The organism is Chryseobacterium sp. 27AL (genome assembly GCF_057815395.1).
Window position 1 is genome coordinate 65,654 of the sequence record NZ_JBYRIW010000011.1, and the last position, 23,274, is coordinate 88,927.

At 36.3% G+C, this 23,274-nt stretch carries 23 protein-coding genes; all 23 read left to right on the forward strand.

Annotated features, from left to right (window positions below; translation table 11 throughout):
• The first annotated feature begins 100 nt into the window (after positions 1 to 100).
• Complete coding sequence (locus tag AC3WV0_RS14325; protein WP_488846775.1) at positions 101 to 1,165, forward strand: PKD domain-containing protein; 1,065 nt, start codon at positions 101 to 103, stop codon at positions 1,163 to 1,165.
• A 305-nt stretch (positions 1,166 to 1,470) separates the two neighbouring features.
• Positions 1,471 to 2,109 carry a C40 family peptidase gene (locus tag AC3WV0_RS14330; RefSeq protein WP_488846776.1) on the forward strand — a complete coding sequence of 213 codons (639 nt, stop codon included), beginning with the start codon at positions 1,471 to 1,473 and terminating at the stop codon, positions 2,107 to 2,109.
• Between the two features lie 6 nt (positions 2,110 to 2,115).
• The gene (locus AC3WV0_RS14335; protein ID WP_488846777.1) at positions 2,116 to 3,084 is read left to right on the forward strand and encodes a hypothetical protein; all 969 of its coding nucleotides are present in this window, start codon (positions 2,116 to 2,118) and stop codon (positions 3,082 to 3,084) included.
• 1 nt (position 3,085) lies between these two features.
• Entirely contained in the window at positions 3,086 to 3,565 is a 480-nt protein-coding gene (locus AC3WV0_RS14340; RefSeq protein ID WP_488846778.1) for a DUF4280 domain-containing protein, read from the forward strand.
• A 10-nt stretch (positions 3,566 to 3,575) separates the two neighbouring features.
• Complete coding sequence (locus AC3WV0_RS14345; protein ID WP_488846779.1) at positions 3,576 to 5,780, forward strand: C40 family peptidase; 2,205 nt, start codon at positions 3,576 to 3,578, stop codon at positions 5,778 to 5,780.
• Positions 5,740 to 7,287: a hypothetical protein gene (locus AC3WV0_RS14350; protein WP_488846780.1), complete on the forward strand. Its 1,548-nt coding sequence runs from the start codon at positions 5,740 to 5,742 to the stop codon at positions 7,285 to 7,287. The genes AC3WV0_RS14345 and AC3WV0_RS14350 overlap by 41 nt, the downstream gene beginning before the upstream one ends.
• Before the next feature lie 18 nt (positions 7,288 to 7,305).
• Positions 7,306 to 8,232: a type VI secretion system baseplate subunit TssG gene (locus AC3WV0_RS14355; protein WP_488846781.1), complete on the forward strand. Its 927-nt coding sequence runs from the start codon at positions 7,306 to 7,308 to the stop codon at positions 8,230 to 8,232.
• The gene (locus tag AC3WV0_RS14360) at positions 8,229 to 9,197 is read left to right on the forward strand and encodes a TssN family type VI secretion system protein (RefSeq protein ID WP_488846782.1); all 969 of its coding nucleotides are present in this window, start codon (positions 8,229 to 8,231) and stop codon (positions 9,195 to 9,197) included. The genes AC3WV0_RS14355 and AC3WV0_RS14360 overlap by 4 nt, the downstream gene beginning before the upstream one ends.
• A gap of 96 nt (positions 9,198 to 9,293) precedes the next feature.
• Positions 9,294 to 9,680, forward strand: a complete 387-nt coding sequence (locus AC3WV0_RS14365) for an HU family DNA-binding protein (protein WP_090001840.1) — start codon at positions 9,294 to 9,296, stop codon at positions 9,678 to 9,680.
• 183 nt (positions 9,681 to 9,863) lie between these two features.
• Complete coding sequence (locus AC3WV0_RS14370) at positions 9,864 to 11,024, forward strand: hypothetical protein (RefSeq protein ID WP_488846783.1); 1,161 nt, start codon at positions 9,864 to 9,866, stop codon at positions 11,022 to 11,024.
• Positions 11,025 to 11,069: 45 nt separating this feature from the next.
• Entirely contained in the window at positions 11,070 to 11,582 is a 513-nt protein-coding gene (gene tssO / locus AC3WV0_RS14375) for a type VI secretion system TssO (RefSeq protein ID WP_488846784.1), read from the forward strand.
• A 21-nt stretch (positions 11,583 to 11,603) separates the two neighbouring features.
• Positions 11,604 to 12,158, forward strand: coding sequence for a hypothetical protein (locus AC3WV0_RS14380; protein ID WP_488846785.1), 555 nt, complete (start codon positions 11,604 to 11,606; stop codon positions 12,156 to 12,158).
• Positions 12,159 to 12,194: 36 nt separating this feature from the next.
• A complete protein-coding gene (locus tag AC3WV0_RS14385) occupies positions 12,195 to 12,893 on the forward strand; it encodes a hypothetical protein (protein WP_488846786.1) in 699 nt (232 codons plus the stop codon).
• 6 nt (positions 12,894 to 12,899) lie between these two features.
• The gene (locus tag AC3WV0_RS14390) at positions 12,900 to 13,328 is read left to right on the forward strand and encodes a GPW/gp25 family protein (protein ID WP_488846787.1); all 429 of its coding nucleotides are present in this window, start codon (positions 12,900 to 12,902) and stop codon (positions 13,326 to 13,328) included.
• 27 nt (positions 13,329 to 13,355) lie between these two features.
• On the forward strand, positions 13,356 to 15,182 hold the full coding sequence (locus AC3WV0_RS14395) for a type VI secretion system baseplate subunit TssF (RefSeq protein WP_488846788.1): 1,827 nt from the start codon (positions 13,356 to 13,358) through the stop codon (positions 15,180 to 15,182).
• 187 nt (positions 15,183 to 15,369) lie between these two features.
• The gene (locus AC3WV0_RS14400) at positions 15,370 to 15,819 is read left to right on the forward strand and encodes a hypothetical protein (protein ID WP_488846789.1); all 450 of its coding nucleotides are present in this window, start codon (positions 15,370 to 15,372) and stop codon (positions 15,817 to 15,819) included.
• 18 nt (positions 15,820 to 15,837) lie between these two features.
• Positions 15,838 to 17,208, forward strand: coding sequence for a DUF5458 family protein (locus tag AC3WV0_RS14405; RefSeq protein WP_488846790.1), 1,371 nt, complete (start codon positions 15,838 to 15,840; stop codon positions 17,206 to 17,208).
• 402 nt (positions 17,209 to 17,610) lie between these two features.
• Positions 17,611 to 17,997, forward strand: a complete 387-nt coding sequence (gene tssD / locus AC3WV0_RS14410) for a type VI secretion system tube protein TssD (RefSeq protein ID WP_488846791.1) — start codon at positions 17,611 to 17,613, stop codon at positions 17,995 to 17,997.
• Between the two features lie 211 nt (positions 17,998 to 18,208).
• Complete coding sequence (gene tssD / locus AC3WV0_RS14415; protein WP_488846792.1) at positions 18,209 to 18,595, forward strand: type VI secretion system tube protein TssD; 387 nt, start codon at positions 18,209 to 18,211, stop codon at positions 18,593 to 18,595.
• Between the two features lie 96 nt (positions 18,596 to 18,691).
• On the forward strand, positions 18,692 to 19,081 hold the full coding sequence (gene tssD, locus AC3WV0_RS14420) for a type VI secretion system tube protein TssD (RefSeq protein ID WP_488846793.1): 390 nt from the start codon (positions 18,692 to 18,694) through the stop codon (positions 19,079 to 19,081).
• A 30-nt stretch (positions 19,082 to 19,111) separates the two neighbouring features.
• A complete protein-coding gene (locus tag AC3WV0_RS14425) occupies positions 19,112 to 21,013 on the forward strand; it encodes a type VI secretion system Vgr family protein (protein WP_488846794.1) in 1,902 nt (633 codons plus the stop codon).
• 2 nt (positions 21,014 to 21,015) lie between these two features.
• Complete coding sequence (locus tag AC3WV0_RS14430; RefSeq protein ID WP_488846795.1) at positions 21,016 to 22,698, forward strand: phospholipase effector Tle1 domain-containing protein; 1,683 nt, start codon at positions 21,016 to 21,018, stop codon at positions 22,696 to 22,698.
• On the forward strand, positions 22,691 to 23,274 hold a 584-nt coding region (locus AC3WV0_RS14435), incomplete at its 3' end, for a DUF2931 family protein (protein WP_488846796.1). The genes AC3WV0_RS14430 and AC3WV0_RS14435, both read left to right, overlap by 8 nt.

Consider the following 23,274-nt stretch of genomic DNA (forward strand, 5'->3'; position numbering starts at 1 on the left):
ATTAAATCTGAATAAAATTATTCCATTTTACAGCTCACAGCAGAAAAATTTGTTTAAAACCAAAAACATAAATACATTTGTAGCCACACAAACGATACAAATGAAGAAAAAAAGAATTGCTTTTCTGCCTGATATTGATCCAAAAATTCACCTGAGCTTCGGATTAATCTTTTTACTCAGCCTGATTTTTTTTCTATACCAGTATTTCCGTCATGTCGATTGTGAAAATGCTAATTTTTATATCCATGCAGAGGAATATATTGTGAATAAAATCGTAGAATTCAACGATAATACCAAAGGCGCCACCTCTTGGGAATGGGATTTCGGGGACAGCACTGAGATAGACAGAAGACAGCGAACCATTCATTATTACAAAAGACCGGGAGAATATATCGTAAAGCTGAAAATCAACGGTAACTGCACACATGAAAAACTGATTGCCATTACCAGCATCAGCCAGCAAACCGGCTATTTACCAATCATTACAGCACCGGATGTAGCCACTGTGGGAGAGGCCGTTCATTTCAATGCAGAGAAAGATGGCGGGGAATCCTGGGAATGGAGCTTTGGAGAAACGGGCGACACGGATGCATTGGAACAATCTACGGTGTATCATTTTAAAACAGCAGGGGATAAAAAAATCACACTCATCGTGAATGGTGATGTGGAACATACGGCAATAAAAACCATTTATGTTGCTCCTAAAGCCATCAAGGCAAAGCAAAAAATTGACATCAAATCTTACGAATTTGAAAAGTCTCATTCCTCTTTCTCTCTACCTCAGGGAGATGCACAAAAAGATCCGTTGGTGGATATGCTGCAATATATTCCGGTTTCTCCAAAATCGAAATTGAAAAAAGATTCTGCTGTTTATGACAAGAAAGCTTCTGAAATATCGAATGAACAATTTCAAATTCTGCTCAGTCAGGTTGCTGCACAAACTAAAACGAAGGATGATTTTAAAGGATATTTATGTGATAAATATAATATTCCAGTTGTTGCTAATGATGAAAATTTAATTCCTTTCGACCAGTTTTGTCAGAAAATTGCCGGAAGAAAAATTAAAATCACAGCGTTAAGGTTAAATAAAGATTCTAAAAACTGTATTCAGAACATCAACATCCACTATAAAGTAAAAAAATGGATGATGTGGATGGAAGAATAATTACACGATACGACTATTTATTAGTTTTCAACGGAATATAGATATGGTTGTAAAAAGTATATTTTAATGATGATTATACTTTAAAGCATCGTTAAAATAATCAAATATTATCAGGCATTTAACATTGCAATTTTATTAAATTCATATTTTTATACGCTATTTTTCAAAATAATTTAATTTTTAACCCATAAAAGTTAAACATTTCACATCAAAATGAATATATTTGTCAAAGAAGCTGACTTACGTTGTTAAGTATTTCAGGTTTGCAAGTTATTAAAAAACGAATACCATTAAAAACACAAACGATGAAAAAAGGTAAATTCCAAATGACCCTTTATTCGCTTTTTTGTACTGTCACACTATCCTGTGGTGGCAAAAAGTACATTAGGGAAATTCCATACAGTTATTTCTCATCAGAATTTTCCGAACCATCTCATGAAAAAACAGCCAGTTCACCATATTCAATAGTAGATGATAATCCGCAGGGACTGAATGATGATACTTTAAAAATCAAAGAAAAATATTCAATTATTATGGAGGTAATGCCTAATGAAATCAGGGATTACAAACTCTATTCTTACATTGATCCTTGGTTAGGAACTCCTTATAAAAAACAATCGCTGGAAAGACAAAAAGGAGTTGATGCATCATATTTCGTGCAGGCATTATTCAGTGATGTGTATGGCGAGACCTTTCCAAAAACACCTGACGGCATATTCCGTTCCAAGTCGCTGCAGCTTTTTACCGGCCGAAGCTTTTTAAAAGAAGGTGATATCGTCTTTTTTCGATACGACAAATATCATCCAATTTCTGATGTGGCAGTTTACCTTCATAATGACCGTATTCTGGCCTGCACAGCTAAAGGTCTCAACATTTATGATTTTAATGATGAATATTTTCAGTTGCGTTTTATCGCTGCAGGAAGATTAAAGGAAAAGAAATAAAAAATTATGAAAATGCACATTGTAGAAAAAGGAGAAACATTGGAAGATCTTATTTCGCTATATCAGATTCCTACGATTGAAATGCTGCGGCATTTTCATAACCAAAATGCTCCGAAAGACAATAATCATATCGGGTTTATAATTTTTAGGGGTCAGGAAATCTTTATCCCTGAAAAAGAAGACATTCATAAAATTATCTCCAAAAGAAAAGTAAAAGCGCAAGAATTTTCGGATATAGAACAGAACAAGCACCTCAATCAGAATTTGAAATTTCCCTTTGTCAACGGAAATCATCAGTATAAAGTAAGTCTTCAGGAAGAAGGAAGCGATGAAATTATTTTTTTCACGTTACAGACAGAATTTGTGAAAAAAGAGGAAGAATTGTATTACCTCAATATCAGACAAAGTGAAATAAATGAAAATATAGATAAAAGCTGTGTGGAACTATTGGCTTCAGAGATCAATAAGAACATTTATACGCTAAAAGCAGGTATTGATGAAAAAGGATATATTCGGAAAATAGATGATATTTTCTTGCTACGCAAAAAATGGCATGATAAGAAAGCGGATTTACACGAATTTTTTCCAAGAAAATTGGGAAAGAAAATACTGGATGATGTTGAAGAGAATTTGCACGCACCTGAACACCTTGTCAATACATTAAATCTTAGTATTGTCTGGACATTCTTATTTCGGGCTATAACAGGAAAATATGAAAACGGAAAATGTGAGAAAGACATTAATCTCATAGATCAATATTCAAAATTTTCAGTACTCAATATAATGGAGAAAAAAATCACTGGTGATGGTAAAACTTTTGAAATCCGTCAAGAGATTTTTGAGCGTAATTCTGATGAAATGAAAGCGAAGGGGTTCTATATTCTGAATACGAAGAGCAATATTTTGCTTCAGGCAGAAATAAACCTGTTCAATATGCAGGAACATCTGATTCTTAAAATTACAAAAACACAATAATATGGGACAAAAATATTTAGTCTGTCAGGGAGCTACCTGCAAATGCGACTTTGGCACCGCAACCGATATATTAAAAGTGCTTACTCAAAACAAACATTATATTAATGACCAGGAAGGTAAAACCAAACTGACCGCAACACACAAAGACATTGGTAAAACGTTTGAGAAAAATACATTCGGAAGCTGCGCCAAGATGAATAACAACCCATGTCAGGCCTTAGTAACCGAATGGAGCGGTTATTACAAAAATATAACATTAGCATATAACGGAGGCGGAAAAGCACTGTTAGAAGACAGCAAAGCCACTTGTCCTGTCGGTGGAAAAGATTGTATCAAGATCATAAAGCACGGACAAACTGTAGAAATCAGCAGACAGAATCTGAAAAATACCAGCTCTGCCAAAATACACATCATGAATCCTCTGCTGAATATTGATGAATTGATGGATGAATTGGATGAGCAGGAATTAGACGCTTATTAAGAATTATATCATGTCAAAAAAAGGAGTATCAAAAGTATCGGGCAACACCTCTCCTGTAGTAGGGGAAAAACAAGTGTACCATATAGCAGAATGGTACGCTGATACGCCTGTATCTCAAAGAAATCTTGCTGATATAACCTGGGAGCTCTTTAAAAAAAGAAAAAACGGGCAATTCACATCAACCAATATAAAGAAAAAAAGTACCGGCGAATTTACATTCGGAGAAACAGCCTGGAAACATACCTATCGATTGGAAGCCTATCTTTATAAACCTGAAGGAGGCGGCCTTATTATTACCCCTAAACCAAGCACGGTTCCGAAAATAAACAAAGTAGAGCTTTATTATGTCGACGATACCAAGGGCAGCACTTTCAGCTTTATAGAAAAACTCAGAGCCAAAGCTTATTGTGTAAACCTTACAGGAAAAGAGATCATCTTTACCCTTTGGGAAGATGATGAGAAAGGAGCTGGGCATCATCCGGACAATAAACCCATAGAAATTTCTGCACCTACAAAAGTTGGAAAAAACGGAGTGGCACAGGTAGATTTCATCCTCACTAAAGTACTGATGCAAAAGGCAATGAAAGGCGAAACTGATGTCAGACAAATAGAGTTTTACGTAACCGCAGAGTATTATAAAACAAAGAAACATGCGTCGGAAAATGTAAACATCAATAATCCTTTTTCGAAACAGCATGAGTCTCCAGACACACCAAAGCGCAATACAATATCAAAAGCCAAAGGTTCACCTGCAGAGCAAAAGCCTAAATCCAAAAAAGAAGAAAAAGGATTTATCGAAACCATATCAAATAAATTGACAGAGCTTTGGGATTGGTCAGAAAGTAAAGGAACTGCCACCAAAGACAAGCAACCCACATCACAAAAACCAACAGGAAATAAGCCTGTGGTGGCGGATGTTCCAGATGAGAATGAAAAAAAAGAAACTCCATGTTTTTGTAAGAAAAAAGACAATCAATTCTATTGGAGTGATAGACTTACTTGCGAACAGCGAAAAAAAGTTTTGCAAGTTTGCGCTGAATTATGGGGAGAAAAGGAAAAAGCCCAAAAGGCAAGTGAACTTATGTCTGTGATACATCTTGAAACCAGAGAGACATTTAATCCAGCAATAGATAATGGAATTGGTTATTCCGGTTTGATACAATTTAGTGACACTTCAGCAAAATCTGTAGGAACTACACGAACAGAATTGAAAGCAATGACATTTGTTCGGCAGATGGATTATGTCAAAAAATATCTTGAAAAAAAGAAAAAGCTACTAAAAACAATGACTGATCTGTATCTATTAATAATAAAGCAAAATGCAGTAGGACATGGCGGAAATCCCAATTATATTCTTTTTGATGAAAGTATAGATGTACCAGATGTTCCGTATGATAAAAATAATTTAAATAAAGAGCCTTGGGTTACAAAATATGGTTACACAAGCAATCCTACGTTTATGCGTGAAAAAGGAGAATTTGAGAATATACGGAAATTTAAATCATATTCAAAAGGACTTATAGACAGAAGAGGTTTTGAAGGTGGCAAAACTTATATCTGGGAGGTTACAGATGTTTTAGTAAAAGAGCATTATAATTTAGGAATTGGGAGAATTTTTAATGGTAAATGCGAAAACCTACGAGAAGAGAAGGCAAAGGTCACAGAAAATAGGGCTCCGTGGATACCAATTGCATTTGCTGAATTTGGAAAATACAAAGGTTTGAGAGAAATAGATAGCCCTCTTAAGGAAAAAATTTCTGACTATTTTGATATCTCCTCCGCTAAGGGCTTAAAATATGGTTATTCTGAACCTTGGTGTGGTGCTTTCATAGTCTGGTGCTTTGAACAAACAGATGACTACAAAAATATTAATAATGCTAAAAGTGCTGCTGCTTTTGGATGGAAAGGTACTACATGGGCAAAGGGTGAATCATGTGAAGCTTTTGTAGGGGCCACTATTGTATTCGATTTTTCACATGTTGCATTTATTGTTGGTGAAAATAATGATGGAACAAGATATATTTATTTAGGGGGAAATCAGGGAAATGGGGAAAAACGTTCTGGCTACCAAAAAATCTGTATGGGGTCGGTATTAAAAAAATCAAAGACAATTATTGACATTACGAAACCTAAAAGTTATACAGTAACCAAAGAAGATAAAAAACTACCCAAATATGATATTATCGCAGAAAACTCAAAAGAAAGCTCAAGATAAGCGTATGAAGAAAATAAAAAATAGCTTTTTAAGCTATTTTGTAATTATTAATTTATACAGTTGTCAAAAAGTAGATTTAGAAAAATCATTTCAAAAAAATGACATTAAAAATCCAAATAGTATGGAGAGAATTTTACAGAAACAAATAAGGAATGGTGCTAATCAGTATATCGAAGAAGCAGGAGTTGCAATTCCTTCATTTTTTGAACAAGAAGATATCGAAGCCGAAATTAATGTTGTTAATAATATTTTAAAAAAATCAGGGTATAAAATTCCGCCTGATAATGAGTTTAAAGAGAAAATAAAAGATATTTTTAATAGAGAAATTATTTATACTTCTAAAAATAAATATCTGTATATCAATTATCTTGACAAATGCAATCATGAGTATTTAAATTATAAGAATAATGGTATTGATTATTTTGGGACTTATATTATTAAAGAAAATAACTTTATTTCTGACTTTTTCTTTATTCCTGAGCTAATAAATTATCAACAAATATTTCCTCAATTAGCTAGCTTAGAAGAAAGTACTCCCACGGAAAAACGTGACAATAAAGGAAATTCAATTTTAATAGAAAAATGGAGTGATTTAGAGAAAAATACTGATAAGTCATATAATCTAATACTTCGAAGACAGCATAATGTACAAACAATCATTTTCCGTAATAAATATCTCTTCAACGACGACAAAGCAAGTTTCGTTTGGCTCAAGTTTAATGACAAAACTTTTTTGGAGTCTTTGGTTAAGATTTTTGGATATGTCAAAAATAAGGAACTATTACAATGGGTATTAGAGAATAACTATAAAAACATAAAGGAATTTGAAAAAATCCTCTGGAACAAGAAATGTGATGGGAAAATAATTTTCAATAAACAAATAATAGATTTAATTCAACAGTTTCCAAAAGGAAAGCAGGAAGAATATTTAAATCAAATTAGCGCTTATATTCTGGAAGAGATGCAGAGAACAGATTCTGTATTAAAAAATGATTTTTCTCAAGAAGCCGAAATTTTAGGAAAACTAAGCTATTATGGGGAAAAGATAGGAGAAAAAATCGGTATGCCTTATCAATGCTTCAAATTTCTCACTATACATGAAGGAGGAAAAGAATTTGAGGAAGAATTTAAGAAGCAAAACTATTATAACATTCCGGATTTTAAACAAGTTTGGGATGAGACGAAAACAGGAGGCATTTGGCTTCCAGGAATGGATGAAGCCTCTAATGATAATAATAAAAGTAAAGAACTGAATATCCTCCATCTTTTCGACCGCCCAGATTTCTCAAGCTTTTCCCGCAAGGTCGCTGTAAAAGGTAAAATAGAAATATGCTACAATACTTCAGGTTGGGATTTTATAAAAGTTGATGGTATCACAGGCTATCTTCCGACAGAAGAAGCAGGAAAAGAAAAACAAGAAACAGAACAACTAAAACATAGCTTTTTGGTAGATAACGAACCGCTATCAAAGAAGAAAAAAGACTTTTGGAACAACTTGTTCAGTTAAATATTTTAGTAAACACAAATGAATCATTTACAACATATTTCATCCTACATTAACGATCTACAGCACGACATCCGTGCAGAGGCTATCATCAATAATCTTATTGAAAGCGGTGACTTAAAAGCCGATGAGTATATCATTCATAAAGAAGGACAATTCTCACGGGCTTATCGTTTTGATGTACTCGATACTAAGGTTTTAGTTGATGCTGACGAATCGCTTGTCTTCAATCTCTCACGGGATAGCATCTACGATGCATTACCCGAAGGCATATCGCACAGCCCGACAAATGACATTCCCGGTAAAGGCGTGGATACAATGATCCGGGAGCATACTGATCAGAAAAAACAACAAAAGGCCGCAAGGAAGTTTTTCCAGCCCTTTGAAAACGAAATATTCGAATACGGCGTAAAAATAGAGAACTTTGAAAGCAACTTTCTGTTTGAACTGAACGGAAGCAAAGCCCCAGACATGTTCTATACATTCTGGAATATCGACCGGGACTTTCCGCCCATGCTCATCTCAAAATTCATCAGGCTTCTTCCTTTTGCCTATAAGATTATTGGAAACATTTCTCAGGCCAGCCATATTCTTTCTGCATTACTTGAAGAAGATGTAAAAGTAAATGAAAGACAATACCAGAAATACTGTGATAAAAACAACGAAACAATACTTGGAAGCAGTCGTTTGGGATTGGATTCCATTGCTGGAACGGAATACGATGACTATTCCGAACACATTGAGATAAAAATCGGGCCTTTAAAAAATTCTTTCCTTACAGACTTCATTCATGAAGGGAAAAAGAAAAAATTTACAGACCTGTTTTATGAATACTTCTTTCCTATCGAAATAGAGATTAACACCATCATTCTTCTTCACGAAGAAGATGAACAATTTGAGATAAGTAATAAAACTGATGCTTTTTTAGGATATAATACATGCATATGAGCAAGATTAAAAAATACTTTACCAATTTGCTTGATCCGCAGCTATTTGTTGTTGCCTTAATAATGATGGCAATCTGCATTATCCTTACAATGATATTTGCACAGAAGACAGAAGAGTTTAAACAAAAATACAAGTCCAGATTCTATATCTATGTTTTTTCACTTGTATTTGTTTATGCTATTATTGCCTTATTAGGCTATAACAAACTGTTTCAGGGTAATAATCTGTATGAATTTATTTTTTACCAGATCTGCTCGCTCATCATTGGTATTATACATTGCTATGCCTATCGTGCCTATTTCGACAGATTCGGCTCCGGAAAACCGGGTAATGAATATCTTTTTGCCCTGCTATCAGTGTCCTATGCCGCCGTTCCGTTTATGCTTATTTACACGTTTTTGAACGGACCGGATCTCATGTATCTGATGCTGGGTCATTTCATCGTATTTTTTATTCCGACATTTCTTAATGATACTTTCAACCGGGCCATGAACATCCCTCCCAAAGTGTATGTCACCTGGCAGTTTCCGGAAAATTATAAAGAAAATATCGGACTGTCTGATGACGAATGGAGAGACATGGTGGTTTTTACCTATATCATGGAAAAAGATAAAAATGCCAAGAAATACAGTGTGTATAGGGCTAAGGGGCCGACAAGGATAGATTTCGGAAGACTCTTCTATAATTTTGTAGCAGACTACAACCAGCGGCATCCGGGCGACCAGATAGAGATAGAAGACGAAAACGGACTCTTCAGCTGGGTTTTCTTTCTTCAGCCCAAATGGTACGAATCTACGAAGTACATCGATCCCAGTCTCACCCTCTATATGAACGGAATTGAAGAAAACAGCGTAGTCTTCTGTATGAGGACAGATCGGGTATTAAAAGATAACAAGAAAACAAAGGTTGATTTTGAATTTAACCAGGAGAAAGATCATCAAAATACAGAAAGAGATCCCGATTAACTAGACATCACAAATGATGATACATAAATCATTTGAGAATAAATAAACAATACATTAAACTGAATATTAAACTTTAAACCTTAAATCATTTTTATTATGCCAGTAAAGTACAACTTAAGCGAAAAAGGCAATCCGGGAAATCCCGCCGCCCCAAAGAAATTTTATGCTAATGCCAAGTCTTCAGGAGAGGTTACATTTCGCAGCCTCAGCAAAGAGATCGCCGCAGGTTCTACCACCGTGAGCGATACTGATGTTATGGCTGTGTTAAATGACCTGACCAAGGTATTGTCTAGACACCTATCGGATGGTAAGATCGTACGTTTCGGAGACTTTGGTTCATTCCAGATCAGCCTGAGCAGTGAAGGAGCAGAAACTGCAGAAAAATTCAATATCTCTATGATCAAAGGAGCGAAGATCCTCTTCCGTCCGGGCATTGACCTGAGAGATATGCTTTCCACAGTGAAGTACGAAAAAGAAAAATAGTCCTTGCCAGAGCCTTCCAGTAAGGGCTTCGCAAGGCATCCAAAAACGTCGAGACGTTTTCCTGAAAACCTTTCGACGTTTTGACCAAAAGGTTTCGATGTTTTGACTAAAACGTCTCGACGTTTTTTAGAACACCAAGAAGGAAAAAATTTATACCATATATTAAAAACTAAAAAACATTTGATGATAGAAAAATTAACGCACTTTCCGGTCAACTGGATAGACGGGATGAAGATCAATAAAACGCACTTTACCACTGTACAGGATTTTGTGAGTGATACGGTACGGGACGCCGTAGGCATTCACACCTCCATGATCGATTATGGACTTTTGCCGGTACAAAATCCCATCAAAATCAACCTGATCATTGATAATCATAAGCTTCTCAGAATAAAAGTGGAAGAATGCCATGCCATTACTCCCAACGGATCAAGAATTGAGATCGGAGGAGGCACTTCAGAAAGCCTCAGTCTTTCCATTCCATATCCTGAAGCGGTGCGTGAACTTAAGGAAAATGAAAATGCAGTTTTACTGGTGTGCATTTCTGTTAATCTGTTTAAAAGAACACCTTACGGAGAGCCGGATCCGGAAGAAAACCCGCCACGCTACCCCTATACCCATCCGGAATATTCACTTCACTTAATTTCAGAAGATGAATTAAACAATACCATCGGTCTTGGAAATCATCATCTTACCATCGGAAAGATTTTGGTAAATGCCGGAGAATCGAAAATTGACCATAATTATATCCCACCCAGTCTCAACATTTCCAGTCATCATAAGCTTCAGGAGCTGTATATCGAAATTGACCGGTTTTATGGGCAAATCGAACTGTATGCGACACAGATCTCTCAAAAGATTTATGCCAAAAAACAATCTAACAGCCTGGCGCTCATGATGGAAATAATGTCTGATAAAGCTTTGAGTTATTTAGGTTTGGAGATCAACCGCTTCCGGTGGATGTCACCACACTCCTCTCCTGCAGGCATGTTGCTGTCAGTAGTAGCTTTCGCAAGAATACTGAAAAACTTTATAGATGCGCGTTCCGGAGCCGGCAAAGAAGAGCTTCTGAACTACTTTGCAGAATGGTGCAATGTAAGTCAGGGCGACTTTGAAACGCTGTTTTCAGATGTGATTAACTCCGATTATAATCATAATCATATGGACAGGATTATAGCAAAGATTATCCGTTTCATGAAAATGCTTGAAGACTTGTTCTCTATTCTCAGCAGACTGGATTACATCGGGAAAAAACGTGATGGAAGCATCTTCGTTTCAGAAAGCAGTGATGAAAAAGATGTGGTTATTCATGCTAAAAGAAGCAGGACTTTCCTGGCCGACTAATCTGAAGTTTAGAAGAAATAAAGTTATACTTAAATATTATAATTCATGGAAGTTTTAAATAAAAGTCAGCGGAGAAGCGCCTACTGGTTTTTTGTATTATTTTTTATACTCACTGTTTCGATACTTGTGGTTGCCGTCTTCTTCAATGCTTATTTTCCGTTTAAAGAAAATAGCCTTCTCAAAGCTGAAAATATAAGGATGAAAAAGGAAATGGAAACCCAGAATAAATTTTCTTTCCAGCTGGAAAAAGTAAAAGCAGCGGTAGATTCTATGGGGATGCCGAAACAGAATGACTTTTTTAATGAAAAGCTGGCGCTTTCTATCCTCGCCGATATGTACAAACAGCTCCCAAAGGACACCCTGAAAAACAAAAACATGTACAACAATACCATCATGACGTACAAAGATCTGATCGATGCCAAGAAGCAAATAAAGCAGCTTTCAGGGAATCAGGCTCTAATGGACAGCCTGAGTACGATCAATAAGATTCTGAAAGAAGAATATGATAAAATGAAAACTGACCTGGATGTTTGCAAACAGCTATACCAGGCTCAATAACGAAAAGATAATGGCAAGAATATGAGATATTGGTTTTTATTCTACCTTTTGTTGGGAACAGCATTCTGCAGTGCACAAAATCAGGAGGCTGACAGCACTCAATATGCGCATTTCGATTGTGGGATTATCCAGACCAAACAAAAACTGGATAAGCTTTTTTTTGCCAGTGCTCCTGTAATTAAGCTTCGAATTAATAATGATGAATTGGTTTATACCACATTTCAGCTCGGAAAAAGAAAAAATAAAATCTATCTCTACCTTAAAATACTAGCAGACAATATCTGTATTAAAAAGGATAGAAATGTTGATATCTATTTTAAATCCGGAGAGATCATTACGCTCAGCAACGAATATCCGTTGAACTGTGAAGCATTATTTGCCCGGCAATTGAATAAAAAGGAAATCAGGAAAATCAAGGGAAATGAAATCGTTCTGATCAAAATGTATACTTATTCAAAGAATTATGAAATGTATATCAACGACATTCAGAATCAGGATATTCATCATTATATCGATTGCTTATCGGAATATAAAATTAAGAAATCCGATGAAGTAAAGGCTAAGATTAAACAGTAACATGCAGAATAATTAACCCTTATAATCACTACTGAAATGAGTCCACTTCCTCAACTAAATCTTAATTTGGATATGATCCGTGAAACAAATTCGTCGCTCCCTGAAGAAAACGGAGAATCTATAATCATCCGTACTGATTCGGGATTGAACAAACATACGATCACCCTTATCATCTCAGATCAGGAAGCAGGCAGAATTTCTCTCAAAATAGCAGAAAAGGAAATTGAAATACCCACTTATAAGTTAACAGTAACCGATGATAAAACCAATGAGACAGAGGCTTACCAGGTTACGAGAGATACATTAACGTTTGTGAAAAGTAAAACCAGAAAGAGCTTTTTATCATTTTTTGGTTTTAAACGATTTGATAAAACTTCTTTTCTGTATGAAAATATTGCTTTTGAACCTCAGCAGGAAGACATTGAAACATTTGACATTTCAAAATATCGAAAATTAACCTCAGATATGCTTACTTATGAGCTTGAAGGCAACGGGCAAAACATGATGCTTTATGCTGGTGACGTCAACAGTTTTAGCAAACCGGAGCATATTGAAAAATATTTTATCGTTGTAGATGGAAATAATGGCAAAAGTTTCCTTGGAGATATTCTGTATCGCGAAAAGTTTTTAAAACTAACTCCAAAAGTGGAACTGCTTCTCATCAAAAGAAAAAAGATCGTTAAAAATTTTGAATATGATGACAAGGGAAACATCCGAAAAATGATCTATTTATAATACAAGATGAAAGGAACTTACTACAAATTACCTCTTGATTTTGAAAGCCTGATGGCAAAAAAAGATGCTGATAGAATCTCTTTAGATACATCCATTAGTCAGCACATTTTCTTACTGGCAACAACATCTTTCGGTGAATGTAAATTCGATGAAACCTATGGCACGGAGATCTGGGAATTGGATTTTGACTTGCTGAAAACGGATAACAGCCTGAAAGATTTTATTTCAGGGGCTTTGAAAAAATCAATCCGTCTGCATGAGAAAAGACTTCATTTAGAAGAGGTGGAAATAAGCATCCGTGATTACAATATTGGAATAGCCGGAAAAAACAGGATGAAAAAAAGAGTAGAAATCGGAATTAAAGGGATCATTCTGGAAACCAATCATCCTTTTGTTTTCAGAAACCACTTTTTTGTAGGCCCTCTTTCATATTAGAATTATTTCAATTATTAAGGAAGACAAATGAATCAGGAAAGAATAAAAAACAGAATATTGAGACGGGCTGCCCGTCTATGGGGATATAATGAACTGGAAGCAGAAAGTTCGTTTGACCCTATCGTGAGCTTATTGCTTTCGGCTTGCGCCGCCGAACTGGAAAAGTTAGGATTTGAGCTGGAAAGCTCCAGAGCCCGCATTATTGAAAGAGTATTGGAAATCATGTTCCCGGAAGAAGTTTCAGGCGTTGTTCCTGCAAGAACTGTTCTTCAGGTGACACCGTTTGAAAACAATGTGAAAATATCACGATACAGCAGCTTTAAAACTTCCATAAGAAAACAAAATATATACAATCCGACAGAAAACACTGTTAAGGAAATTTATTTCAGTCCTTCTATAGAAGCGATCACTACAACGGCAAGGTTAAAGTATTTTGCTTATGGCGAAATGCTTCATCATGTGGAAAATTTCTTCTACGATGAGATGATCGGGAAAGCAGATGTACAGCTTCCCTCCGGTGAGCTATGGTTGGGAATACAGTCCGTAGATAAAGAAGATCTCGAAGATCTTATGTTCTTTATAGACATCAACAATACATATCAGGAGGAAATCTTCTTCCATTATCTGAAACAGGTAAAAGTATTTGTTGGAACAAAAGAATACGCATTTCTAGAAGGGTATAATGTCGGGAGCGAAAACTTCAATCTGGACCGTATCATTACTCAGAACCATTCTGATCTGGATTATATGTATAGTGAAGTCAACCATTATTATCACAAACATTTTTTTACTCTAAAAGGAAAAATCGGATTTTCGGACAGCCCGGAAAAAGAGCAGCTGTATTTAACAAACTTTCCCGAGCATAAAGCAGGTAACGAAGATGATATCATCTGGCTGAAATTCCAATTTTCTGAAGCTATTGTTCCCGAAATATTACAGAATGTACGGTTTGCCCTGAACTGTATTCCAGCTCTTAATATCCGAAACAAAAGCGTAATACGAAAGATCACAGGAAAAATGAATATCATTCCGATTGATGAAGAAGATCATTTTCTGGATTTAGATTATGTTTCAGAAGAAAATGGTCAGAGACTGGATATCAAGAATTATGAATCCGGAAATTCAGAAGCCGCCGCTCTTCTGAGAAATGGAGGAGTTTCGAGGTTTGATAAGAGAAACGCTTCCGAATTGCTGCAGTATCTTTTAGAGCTGATCAAAGATGAGACCGCTGCTTTTGCCGGTATGGGGGGCAATGTAGCTACTGAAATTTTAAAACAGATCAGTCAGAATTTAGCATCACTACATCAGGTAGCGAAAGAAAAAGAATTCGTACAAAGCAGCAATCCATATCTCATCATCTCATCCGGAAATCCGGATGGAGATTCCAGGTGTATCATCTCCTATTGGTCTACAGCCTCCGAAGAAGCCAATAATTTGAAACCCGCAACAGTTTTGACTTTGGAAAGCAACGGAAAAAATACAGTGAAAGACACGGCCGTCATGATACACGCTTCTGTAGGTGGCCGGAAAAAACTTTCTCCCCAAGATAAAATTCTTGAATACCGAAACGCACTTCTTACCCGTGGAAGAATCGTTACCATTGCCGATATCAAAGCTTTTGGAATGAATCATTTTAAAAATACCATTACGGGAATAGATGTGAAAAAAGGAACTAAAAAAGAAGTATCCCTGAAAGGCGGATTTAGCAGGACCGTTGATATATACGTCGTCCGAAATAAAGATCTTATGGAAACTATTCACGAAAATGAGTGGAAATATATATGCGAAAATTTTTTATTAAAACTTAAAAATGTCTCAGCCAATATATATCCTTATCGTTTATTCGAAAAATAAATATTTTTTTTGTACACTGAAAGATTTTTTTATACTTTTATAAAAAGAAAACACACAATGATGAAATCGCATCCATTCTTTGTAATGCCGTAAATTCTCAACTTCCGGCAATTTCTTTGAAAGATTACGATATCATCTTTGACGGCAAAAACGAAACGCTTTAAAATAATTTTTAAAACAAAATATTATGCTATCAAAAAACGGAATCGGTGGTAATGAAGTACCATTGGATGCAAATGAAGCCATTGCGGAAATCCCGCAGAACAGAACCCTTTTTGCACAGAAACTTACAGCAGATGATCCTGTAAAGCCAGAACTCGTGGAAGGCCTTACCTCTGTGGAAAAAGTTTTTGAACACTATAAGCCCGAAATCAAAGTTGATTTTGAAGATGCTAACGGAGCGGTCAGAATGGAAAATTTAAGATTCAGAAACCTTGGAGATTTCGGAACCAAAGGCATCACCTCCCAAAGTGACTTTCTTACAGGTTTGGAAACTGAGAAAGATCAATATCAGAAAATTGTAAGGCAGCTCAAAAGCAACAAAATCCTGAAGGCCGCCTTAGAAGATCCTGAAGCCAGGAAAGCATTACATGAGACCCTACTATTACTTATCAAAGAACTCGAAGAAAACAAATAACCAACAACACAAATCGATATGTCACAAAAACAGCAAGAAGCTCAACACATAACAGAAGCTCCTGTTCTGGAGCCTAAAAGAGGATCATCATCTTTGGAGAAATCTTTGGAGAAAATGGCTCGCTACGGTGGGTTTGATCTTTTAGAAACATCCATTGAAAATGTTCAGAATATCAACCCGGACAGAAAGGCAAGAAGGAAAATATTCCTCACCGAAAAAAGTAAAGAAAAAGAAAGAGAGACACTGAAAAAAACATTGGAGCTTTGGGCTGGCGTCATCAGTAAAAGTGATGCTTTACCCGATATGGTAGCACACTGTGAAGATCAGAGGAAATCTGCGGAAGAATTACTTTCTAAAAACCTTTCCAAAGCTGTTGATGCAACGCGAGAATTGGAAGGCAACTACCGCACAGTAGCTCTGTTTTACAAAAACACAGAATCGGATAAAGTAAAAAATATTACTATAGTAAATGCTACATTGGAACAACTGAAAGATCTTGATAATACCCGTTTTATAGATACCATCCACGCTGAACTTTCGGATAACTATGACAGGCTTGACCTGAAAAACAATTATGGACTTTTGGTTATCCCGGGATATCTGGGATCTAATATGGTTGTTGAAAAATGGGCAAAGATTGCCCATGAAAACAAAGTAATGCTTGTCACAGATTTTGAACACCTTGACGAGCCCGACGATGTGATGGAAATGTTTGACCAGGCTTATCTCACCGGTGGAGAAATGTATCGTTCTAATGTATTGATGACCTGTAACTGGCTGGTAGGAAGAGGGAGATTTGAAGAAATCAATGAAACGGATGATTTATTCGTGCCTCCGTCAGCAGCATTGGCTGGAAAAGTCTATAAAACACTGATGTCACAGGTAACGGCAGGAAAAAAATTTGGTGGAATCAACGAAGTGGACGGTGTAAAATTTGACCTTAAAAAAAGCGAAATTGCCAACCTTGAAAATATGGGACTTATCCCTATGGTCAATGAGTATGGAAAAGTAATGGCTTTCTCCGGAAAGACACTATTCAATGGTGATAATCTGGGATTACAGACGTATTCTGTAGTCAGAGTGTTTGATTATGTGACTAAAGTGCTTATGGATTTTTTGAACAGAAGAGCTTTCGAAAATTTCACGGCAGTTACCCGAAAAGAGATTATGAATCAGATCGTCAGATTTTTAGATGCTATTACCGGACCGGGTAAGCTGATTGAAAATTTTGAAATCAGAAAATTTGAACAGGATCCGGTACAAAAAGACCGTATACACCTTGATATTCATATGAAGCCCTATTTCCCAGCAAAGAATTTCCTGATCAAAATGGACGGACACAAAGGAGACGACGGGAATGAATGGAATACGGAATATCAACAAAAATAAATTGAAGAATCGCGCTTTGATCAGTGTGGCAGAGGATAGATCATTGAAAATCCTCTGAAGTTTTTCATAATTTGTGTTTTTTTATTAACTGCACAGGAGCATTTTTGTTCCTGTGTTTTTTATTTATTATTAAATATTAACAACCATAAACGAATATTTACGTCTTATTTGTTAAAATATTAAAAACACACATAATTAAATAAAATATTAAACAATTATTATTCAGTTGCACCCAAGCTCTATTAACATAATAAATTTTTCATCTATTTATTGTGAATTTAATTTGTTATTATGCAAATAAATTTTAATTTTGGAAAAAGCATTTGGCTATTGCAGTCCTTTTTAATAATAGGGATATTCCATTGTTGGTAATATTAAATAATTAAAATAAATATATCAATTATGTCATTTAAGACCATTTTAGAATACGCAGGAACAAAGCGTAACGTTTTATCAGTAGAATTTGGTATGCTACAGGAAACCGACAAAACAGGAAGACCATCTTCCGTTGCACGGGGTGGTAAAATTCATTTAACCGTAGAAGGAACTGGTGCTACCGATCTGTTTGAATGGATGACCAATTCGTTTGAAAGAAAAGACGGCAGCATTAAGTTCATTAAAAGAGACAGTGATGCCGTATTGAAAGAGCTTAAATTCAAAGAAGCATATATCGTAAAATATACCGAAAATTTTGATGCATCCGGAGAAAATCCGTTAACCGAAGCTTTTGTTCTTTCAGCTAAAGAAATTGAGCTCGGCAACGCCAAGCATGTGAATGAATGGGTATAGGCACTTTATTATTTATTTAACACAAATGAAAGTACTTTTAAAGTAGACAAGACTACAGTTTATTAAAGATGATGTATATCTTATAAGCTTTCTTTCGAAAAATTCCTTTCAACTATAAAATAATCAACGACTTATTTCTGATTTCAATAAAGAATTCGGAAGGGTATTTTATACAATACATTATAAACATTAATCAAAAAAAATCTTAATTATGTCATTTAAAGCAATATTAGAAGTAGCCGGAAAAAAATACAACATATTGAATGTAAATTACGGCTTATTCCAGGAAACAGACGCAACCGGCCGCCCGTCTACCATTACAAGAGGAGGTAAAATAGAGGTTACGGTAGAAGGAACAGGATCCACAGAATTTTTTGAATGGATGACGAATTCTTTTGAAAGAAAAGATGGGAAAATAGTATTCTTCAAGAGAGATAGTGAAGCAACATTAAAAGAATTAAAATTTACAGAAGCGTATCTTGTGAAACATAAAGAAAAATTTGACTCGGTGGGAAAAAACCCGCTTACTGAATCTTTTACCATTTCTTCGAGAAAAATAGAAATGGGAAATGGCGCTTACGAAAATGAGTGGGTATAAGTTTCAGAATAAAATGGATGATGATGATTATATTATCCATTTTTTCATTAGAACAAATGCCTGCACTACCCTTTTCCAATCGACAAATAAATAATCATGTCTTTTTTATCAAAATTAGAACTGGATGGTAATACCTATACCATTCTGGAATGTAAATACAAATTTGTACAACCGGTTGACGGAACCGGCAAGCCAAAGGGAATTCCTAAAGGAGGAGAAATAATCATCCGTATCGAAAGTACCGGAAATCCTGACCTTTTAGGCTGGATGCTCGATCATAATCAGGTAAAAAACGGGAAAATTATCTTTTATCGTCGGGATGCCATGAGCAAACTACAGGAGCTGGTCTTTGAGAAAGCTTATTGTATAGAATTTTCTGAGCATTTCAATGCTTCCAATGAAGAACCTTTGCAAATCGAGATGCATCTGGTTGCTAAAAAGCTGAATATCAATGGTGCCATTCACGAGAAAATGTGGAGAGAATAGAGCAGATTATGAATAGCAAAACTCAAATACATGAAAAATCCAGATTTTGATAATCCCGCAACAATCGGGACAGCACGTTCCTTCGGGGATTGGCTTCACGATGCCGCCAATCCTATAGTCTACTGCCTTCTCACGCTCGATGGGGAGGATTTTCTTCCCAAAAGCAGTTATTCGGTAGAGCTGATTCAAAAAACATCTGACCATGATCTTTTTACCATTACCGTTCCCGATGATGCACTGGATAGCTTTGAGGGAATCGTCATGGAAAACTCTAAAAATCTTTTGGGGAAAAATCTTACTGTTACTTACTGGCGTTTCGGACAAATCAGACAGTCCTTTTCTGGAATTATTACCGGAATTAAAAATAAGAAAGATGAAGGAGGCGGCTATGGCAATCTTTATATCACAGGCCATGCGCCGAGTATTTTGATGGAAGGCGGCAAAGATTGTCAAAGTTTTGAAGATAAAACATTGGAAGAGATCATCGAACAGATTAATGAAGATTATCCTCAGGAAGCCGGGATAAAAGTGGACCTTCCCAATACCACCCGCTCATTACCCTATACGGTACAATACAAAGAATCAGATTATGGTTTTATCAGAAGACTGGCAATCAGATACGGCGAGTTTTTCTATTACAATGGGGAGGAACTTATTTTTGGAACAGCAACACAGCCCGTCATTAACCTCAGCGAAAATATTGATCTTATCGATGTTGAATTTGATCTGAAAATAGGAGCTCAGGATTTTAGTTATATTTCGTTTGATGCTCAAAGCGGTGGTAAGATAGAAAAGGACAGCAACAGCCTCAAATCCGAATTTAAAGAAAATCTTTTTCAGACATTAGGCATCAGCAGTTCGAGAAAAATATTTTCTAAAAAGCCCAAGATGCACTTCAACCATACAGGAATTGGTCCGGATTCAGAAAAAGAACTTGAAGAAGCCTCACGCCTGGAAAAAGAACGTTGCGAGAATCTCTTGATTGTAAAAGGAAAAAGTAAAGATCCCGACCTAAAAATAGGCGGTCGCGCAAAACTTTCAGACATCAATGGCAGAGCAATGGAAACCTATCGTATCATAGAAATAAGACATATTCATGCAGGCGGCGATGATTATTATAACGAGTTTATTGGAATTCCGGATGTGTTTAACGCAGCTCCTTATATAGATACGGAAGCTTTACCAATAGGAGAAGAGCAATCAGCAAGAGTGACCGATAACAACGATCCTATGGGAATGGGAAGAGTGAGAGTGCAATTTCCATGGCAGGAAGATAAAAACCAGATGACCCCATGGATCAGGCTAATACAGCCGCATTCCGGTGCTGGAAAAGGATTCCATTTTATCCCTGAGATTGGCGAGGAAGTATTGGTTGGTTTTGAAAGCGGAAATGCGGAGAAGCCTTTTGTGATGGGAACGCACTACAATGGAGCTGAGACGAGTTCTTATCACACAGCAGGCAATGATAAAAAAGTCATTCACACCCGGAGCGGGACGAAGATTATTTTAAATGATGCAGAAGGCAGCGTATTTATCGAAGATCCGAGCGGAAATACGTATCTGATGGATGGACAGGGGAATATTAATGTAAGTGCGCCGAAGGATATGACTTTTACGGCGGGGGAAGATATAAATATTACGGCGGGAAAAAATATGAATATAAATGTTGGAATGAACTCTACAGAAACCGTTGGAATGAACAAAACAGTCGGTGTGGGAATGATGAAAATGGTGTCCATTGGAACAGATTTTATCACCAATGTCGTAGGAAAGTTAACCCATTATGTAAAAGGAGATTTAGAAACTTTCGCTGAGAAGGAGCATAAACTAACGACTTTAAAGGGAGTACAAGTTCAGAGCGAAGGCAAAATAGAACAGCATTCTAAGAAAGAGGTTCAAAATAACAGTGGAGAGAAGTCTAAAAACTATTAGCCATGAGCATAGAATATTTTGTAGAAGGTAAAGCAGTTATTCGAACGGGAGAAAACTATGTGGTAAAATCTAATGAAACGATTACCAATAATACAGCTATTTCTGTAGACCAAAAAGGCGAAAAAACCGGGGTAACCTATAATAAAGCCCAAGAGATTAACCCAAATGACAAGCCTGTAGAGTCTATAAACGTAACGCTCAATCTATTTTTTGATGGTACACAAAATAATAAGACCAATACAGAAGTTGGGAAAGATTATAAAAAGTCTAACCATAAAGATGATAGTTATACCAACGATTTTTCTAACGTGGCGAGGGGCTTTGACGCCACTGATCCCAATGCTGAAAATCAAATACGAGTATATATAGAAGGTATAGGAACGGACGATTTAAAAAGTGATGATGTTTTTCCTGATGTAGCTTTGGGAACGGGAGATCTTGGTGTCGTTGCTAAAGTAACCAAAGGATGTATAGAAGGAGCAAAAGCGGTAGGCTCTAAATTTAAGGGAGTACCAAAAGAAATCAATCTTACGGTTAATGTTTTCGGATTTAGTCGGGGAGCTACCGCTGCCAGACATTTTATATATGTGGCCACTTCTCCTGCAGAATTTTTTAGTTCGGGTTCTGGTTTTTTTGCATTGACACCGTATGATGCCCCTTCTCTTAAAAATGCGGTTTATATGAAAGAAAAAAGTCCATTGGCAGATACTTATGGCTTTTTCGGAGCGTGTTTGGCGGGACAAACATTAAAAATAACCTCCATACAATTTAAGTTTGCAGGGTTGTATGATACGGTAGCGGCTTATGGGCTTAATCACAGAGGCGGATGGGGAATCAATGGTGATACCAAACAATTGGGTTTAAACGCTATAGGTTCCGGCAGAGTACACTTTGTATTGCAGCTGGCCGCCGATGACGAGTATCGGGATAATTTTGATCTTACCAATATCGATAGTGCAGGTTTATATGGTTTAGAGTTTACTTTACCGGGTGTACATTCGGATATTGGCGGTTCTTATGTGGATGAAGACAAGGAAGTTTCTGTATTGTTTTGCCAGAAGGAAGGGATTATTAATGATATATTTTTCAATATAGAGGAAGAATGCAAAAAATTTAAAGAAATTCTGATAAAAGAAGGCTGGTACAAAGACGAGGAACTTGTGATTCGTTCTTTTTATCAAAACGATTTAGATTCAGACAAACTGTGGACCAAAGATTCAGTATCCTATTACGGAATTATTGGCACCAGAGTGCTTTCTAATGCTTATGACAAAATTGCGCTCAACCAAATGTTTCATTATTCTCAAGATGAAAAAATAGGCGGGGTTAAGTACATAAATGAAAGAATTAATAAGAAGTATAGTATAAAAGGTGACTTATTGGCCCGTATTTACAACCAACTCATCAATTATATGAATGCCTGCAATGATCTCCGAAACCTATATGTAGGGAAGTATATTAATGGCGAAAACCCATCGGTTACAGAATACCTGGCAGAAATAAAAAAAATATCGTACTTGGATTTTGTAGGGGAACAAGACCTGAAAGACCTTCGCCATCGCTACCTGCACTGGTCGGTAAAAGCCAACCAAGTTGGACTGGATGCCAAATCCCAAAACAATGCCCCGAAAAAAGAAGGTGCTTTGGAAGCTAAATACAGAAAAAGAAATATACAAAATGGATAAAATAAAAACACTGCTCTATTTATTCGTATTTACCAATTTAATTCACTGCCAAGAAATGAATAAAACTCCAGAATTTCATGTAGAAATATCCCATCCAGCAAATAAATATGAAATAGAATTCGTATCAGATCATATTAAAACCTTAGAAGGTAGCCACGCCGGTTTACCTTATGGCGGTACTTCTGGAGACTGGGGGCAATCTGGGTCGCGCTGGACAGAGCAGCATGGTACACCCATAGGGGCAGATATTACCTATTATGCAGGATATGAAGATACCTTTTACCGATTAAATGAAGATTTTCCTGTAGGAAAGATAAAAGATTATATGGAACGGGCGTATGCTAACGGCGAAGCACTTCCCGAATTTCATAAAGAACCGCTACAGAAATACAAAAGATCGGGCAGATACGAAGAATTTGCATATCCCATAAATCCCTATAATAGTTTCAGTGATTTGGTATTTGGCTTTGCTCCCAAAGGAATGGTAGTGGTGTGGCTGCGTTTTGGAGCTGGGGTGCAGATAGAATTAGGACGTTATCAGGCAGAAGTAATTAAGGATGACATAGAATTAGAAAA

What these genes read in the sequence shown, in the direction of transcription:
- AC3WV0_RS14325 (WP_488846775.1), top strand. Translation starts at nt 101, where the DNA reads ATGAAGAAAAAAAGAATTGCTTTTCTGCCTGATATTGATCCAAAAATT.
- AC3WV0_RS14330 (WP_488846776.1), top strand. Translation starts at nt 1,471, where the DNA reads ATGAAAAAAGGTAAATTCCAAATGACCCTTTATTCGCTTTTTTGTACT.
- AC3WV0_RS14335 (WP_488846777.1), top strand. Translation starts at nt 2,116, where the DNA reads ATGAAAATGCACATTGTAGAAAAAGGAGAAACATTGGAAGATCTTATT.
- AC3WV0_RS14340 (WP_488846778.1), top strand. Translation starts at nt 3,086, where the DNA reads ATGGGACAAAAATATTTAGTCTGTCAGGGAGCTACCTGCAAATGCGAC.
- AC3WV0_RS14345 (WP_488846779.1), top strand. Translation starts at nt 3,576, where the DNA reads ATGTCAAAAAAAGGAGTATCAAAAGTATCGGGCAACACCTCTCCTGTA.
- AC3WV0_RS14350 (WP_488846780.1), top strand. Translation starts at nt 5,740, where the DNA reads ATGATATTATCGCAGAAAACTCAAAAGAAAGCTCAAGATAAGCGTATG.
- AC3WV0_RS14355 (WP_488846781.1), top strand. Translation starts at nt 7,306, where the DNA reads ATGAATCATTTACAACATATTTCATCCTACATTAACGATCTACAGCAC.
- AC3WV0_RS14360 (WP_488846782.1), top strand. Translation starts at nt 8,229, where the DNA reads ATGAGCAAGATTAAAAAATACTTTACCAATTTGCTTGATCCGCAGCTA.
- AC3WV0_RS14365 (WP_090001840.1), top strand. Translation starts at nt 9,294, where the DNA reads ATGCCAGTAAAGTACAACTTAAGCGAAAAAGGCAATCCGGGAAATCCC.
- AC3WV0_RS14370 (WP_488846783.1), top strand. Translation starts at nt 9,864, where the DNA reads ATGATAGAAAAATTAACGCACTTTCCGGTCAACTGGATAGACGGGATG.
- tssO (WP_488846784.1), top strand. Translation starts at nt 11,070, where the DNA reads ATGGAAGTTTTAAATAAAAGTCAGCGGAGAAGCGCCTACTGGTTTTTT.
- AC3WV0_RS14380 (WP_488846785.1), top strand. Translation starts at nt 11,604, where the DNA reads ATGAGATATTGGTTTTTATTCTACCTTTTGTTGGGAACAGCATTCTGC.
- AC3WV0_RS14385 (WP_488846786.1), top strand. Translation starts at nt 12,195, where the DNA reads ATGAGTCCACTTCCTCAACTAAATCTTAATTTGGATATGATCCGTGAA.
- AC3WV0_RS14390 (WP_488846787.1), top strand. Translation starts at nt 12,900, where the DNA reads ATGAAAGGAACTTACTACAAATTACCTCTTGATTTTGAAAGCCTGATG.
- AC3WV0_RS14395 (WP_488846788.1), top strand. Translation starts at nt 13,356, where the DNA reads ATGAATCAGGAAAGAATAAAAAACAGAATATTGAGACGGGCTGCCCGT.
- AC3WV0_RS14400 (WP_488846789.1), top strand. Translation starts at nt 15,370, where the DNA reads ATGCTATCAAAAAACGGAATCGGTGGTAATGAAGTACCATTGGATGCA.
- AC3WV0_RS14405 (WP_488846790.1), top strand. Translation starts at nt 15,838, where the DNA reads ATGTCACAAAAACAGCAAGAAGCTCAACACATAACAGAAGCTCCTGTT.
- tssD (WP_488846791.1), top strand. Translation starts at nt 17,611, where the DNA reads ATGTCATTTAAGACCATTTTAGAATACGCAGGAACAAAGCGTAACGTT.
- tssD (WP_488846792.1), top strand. Translation starts at nt 18,209, where the DNA reads ATGTCATTTAAAGCAATATTAGAAGTAGCCGGAAAAAAATACAACATA.
- tssD (WP_488846793.1), top strand. Translation starts at nt 18,692, where the DNA reads ATGTCTTTTTTATCAAAATTAGAACTGGATGGTAATACCTATACCATT.
- AC3WV0_RS14425 (WP_488846794.1), top strand. Translation starts at nt 19,112, where the DNA reads ATGAAAAATCCAGATTTTGATAATCCCGCAACAATCGGGACAGCACGT.
- AC3WV0_RS14430 (WP_488846795.1), top strand. Translation starts at nt 21,016, where the DNA reads ATGAGCATAGAATATTTTGTAGAAGGTAAAGCAGTTATTCGAACGGGA.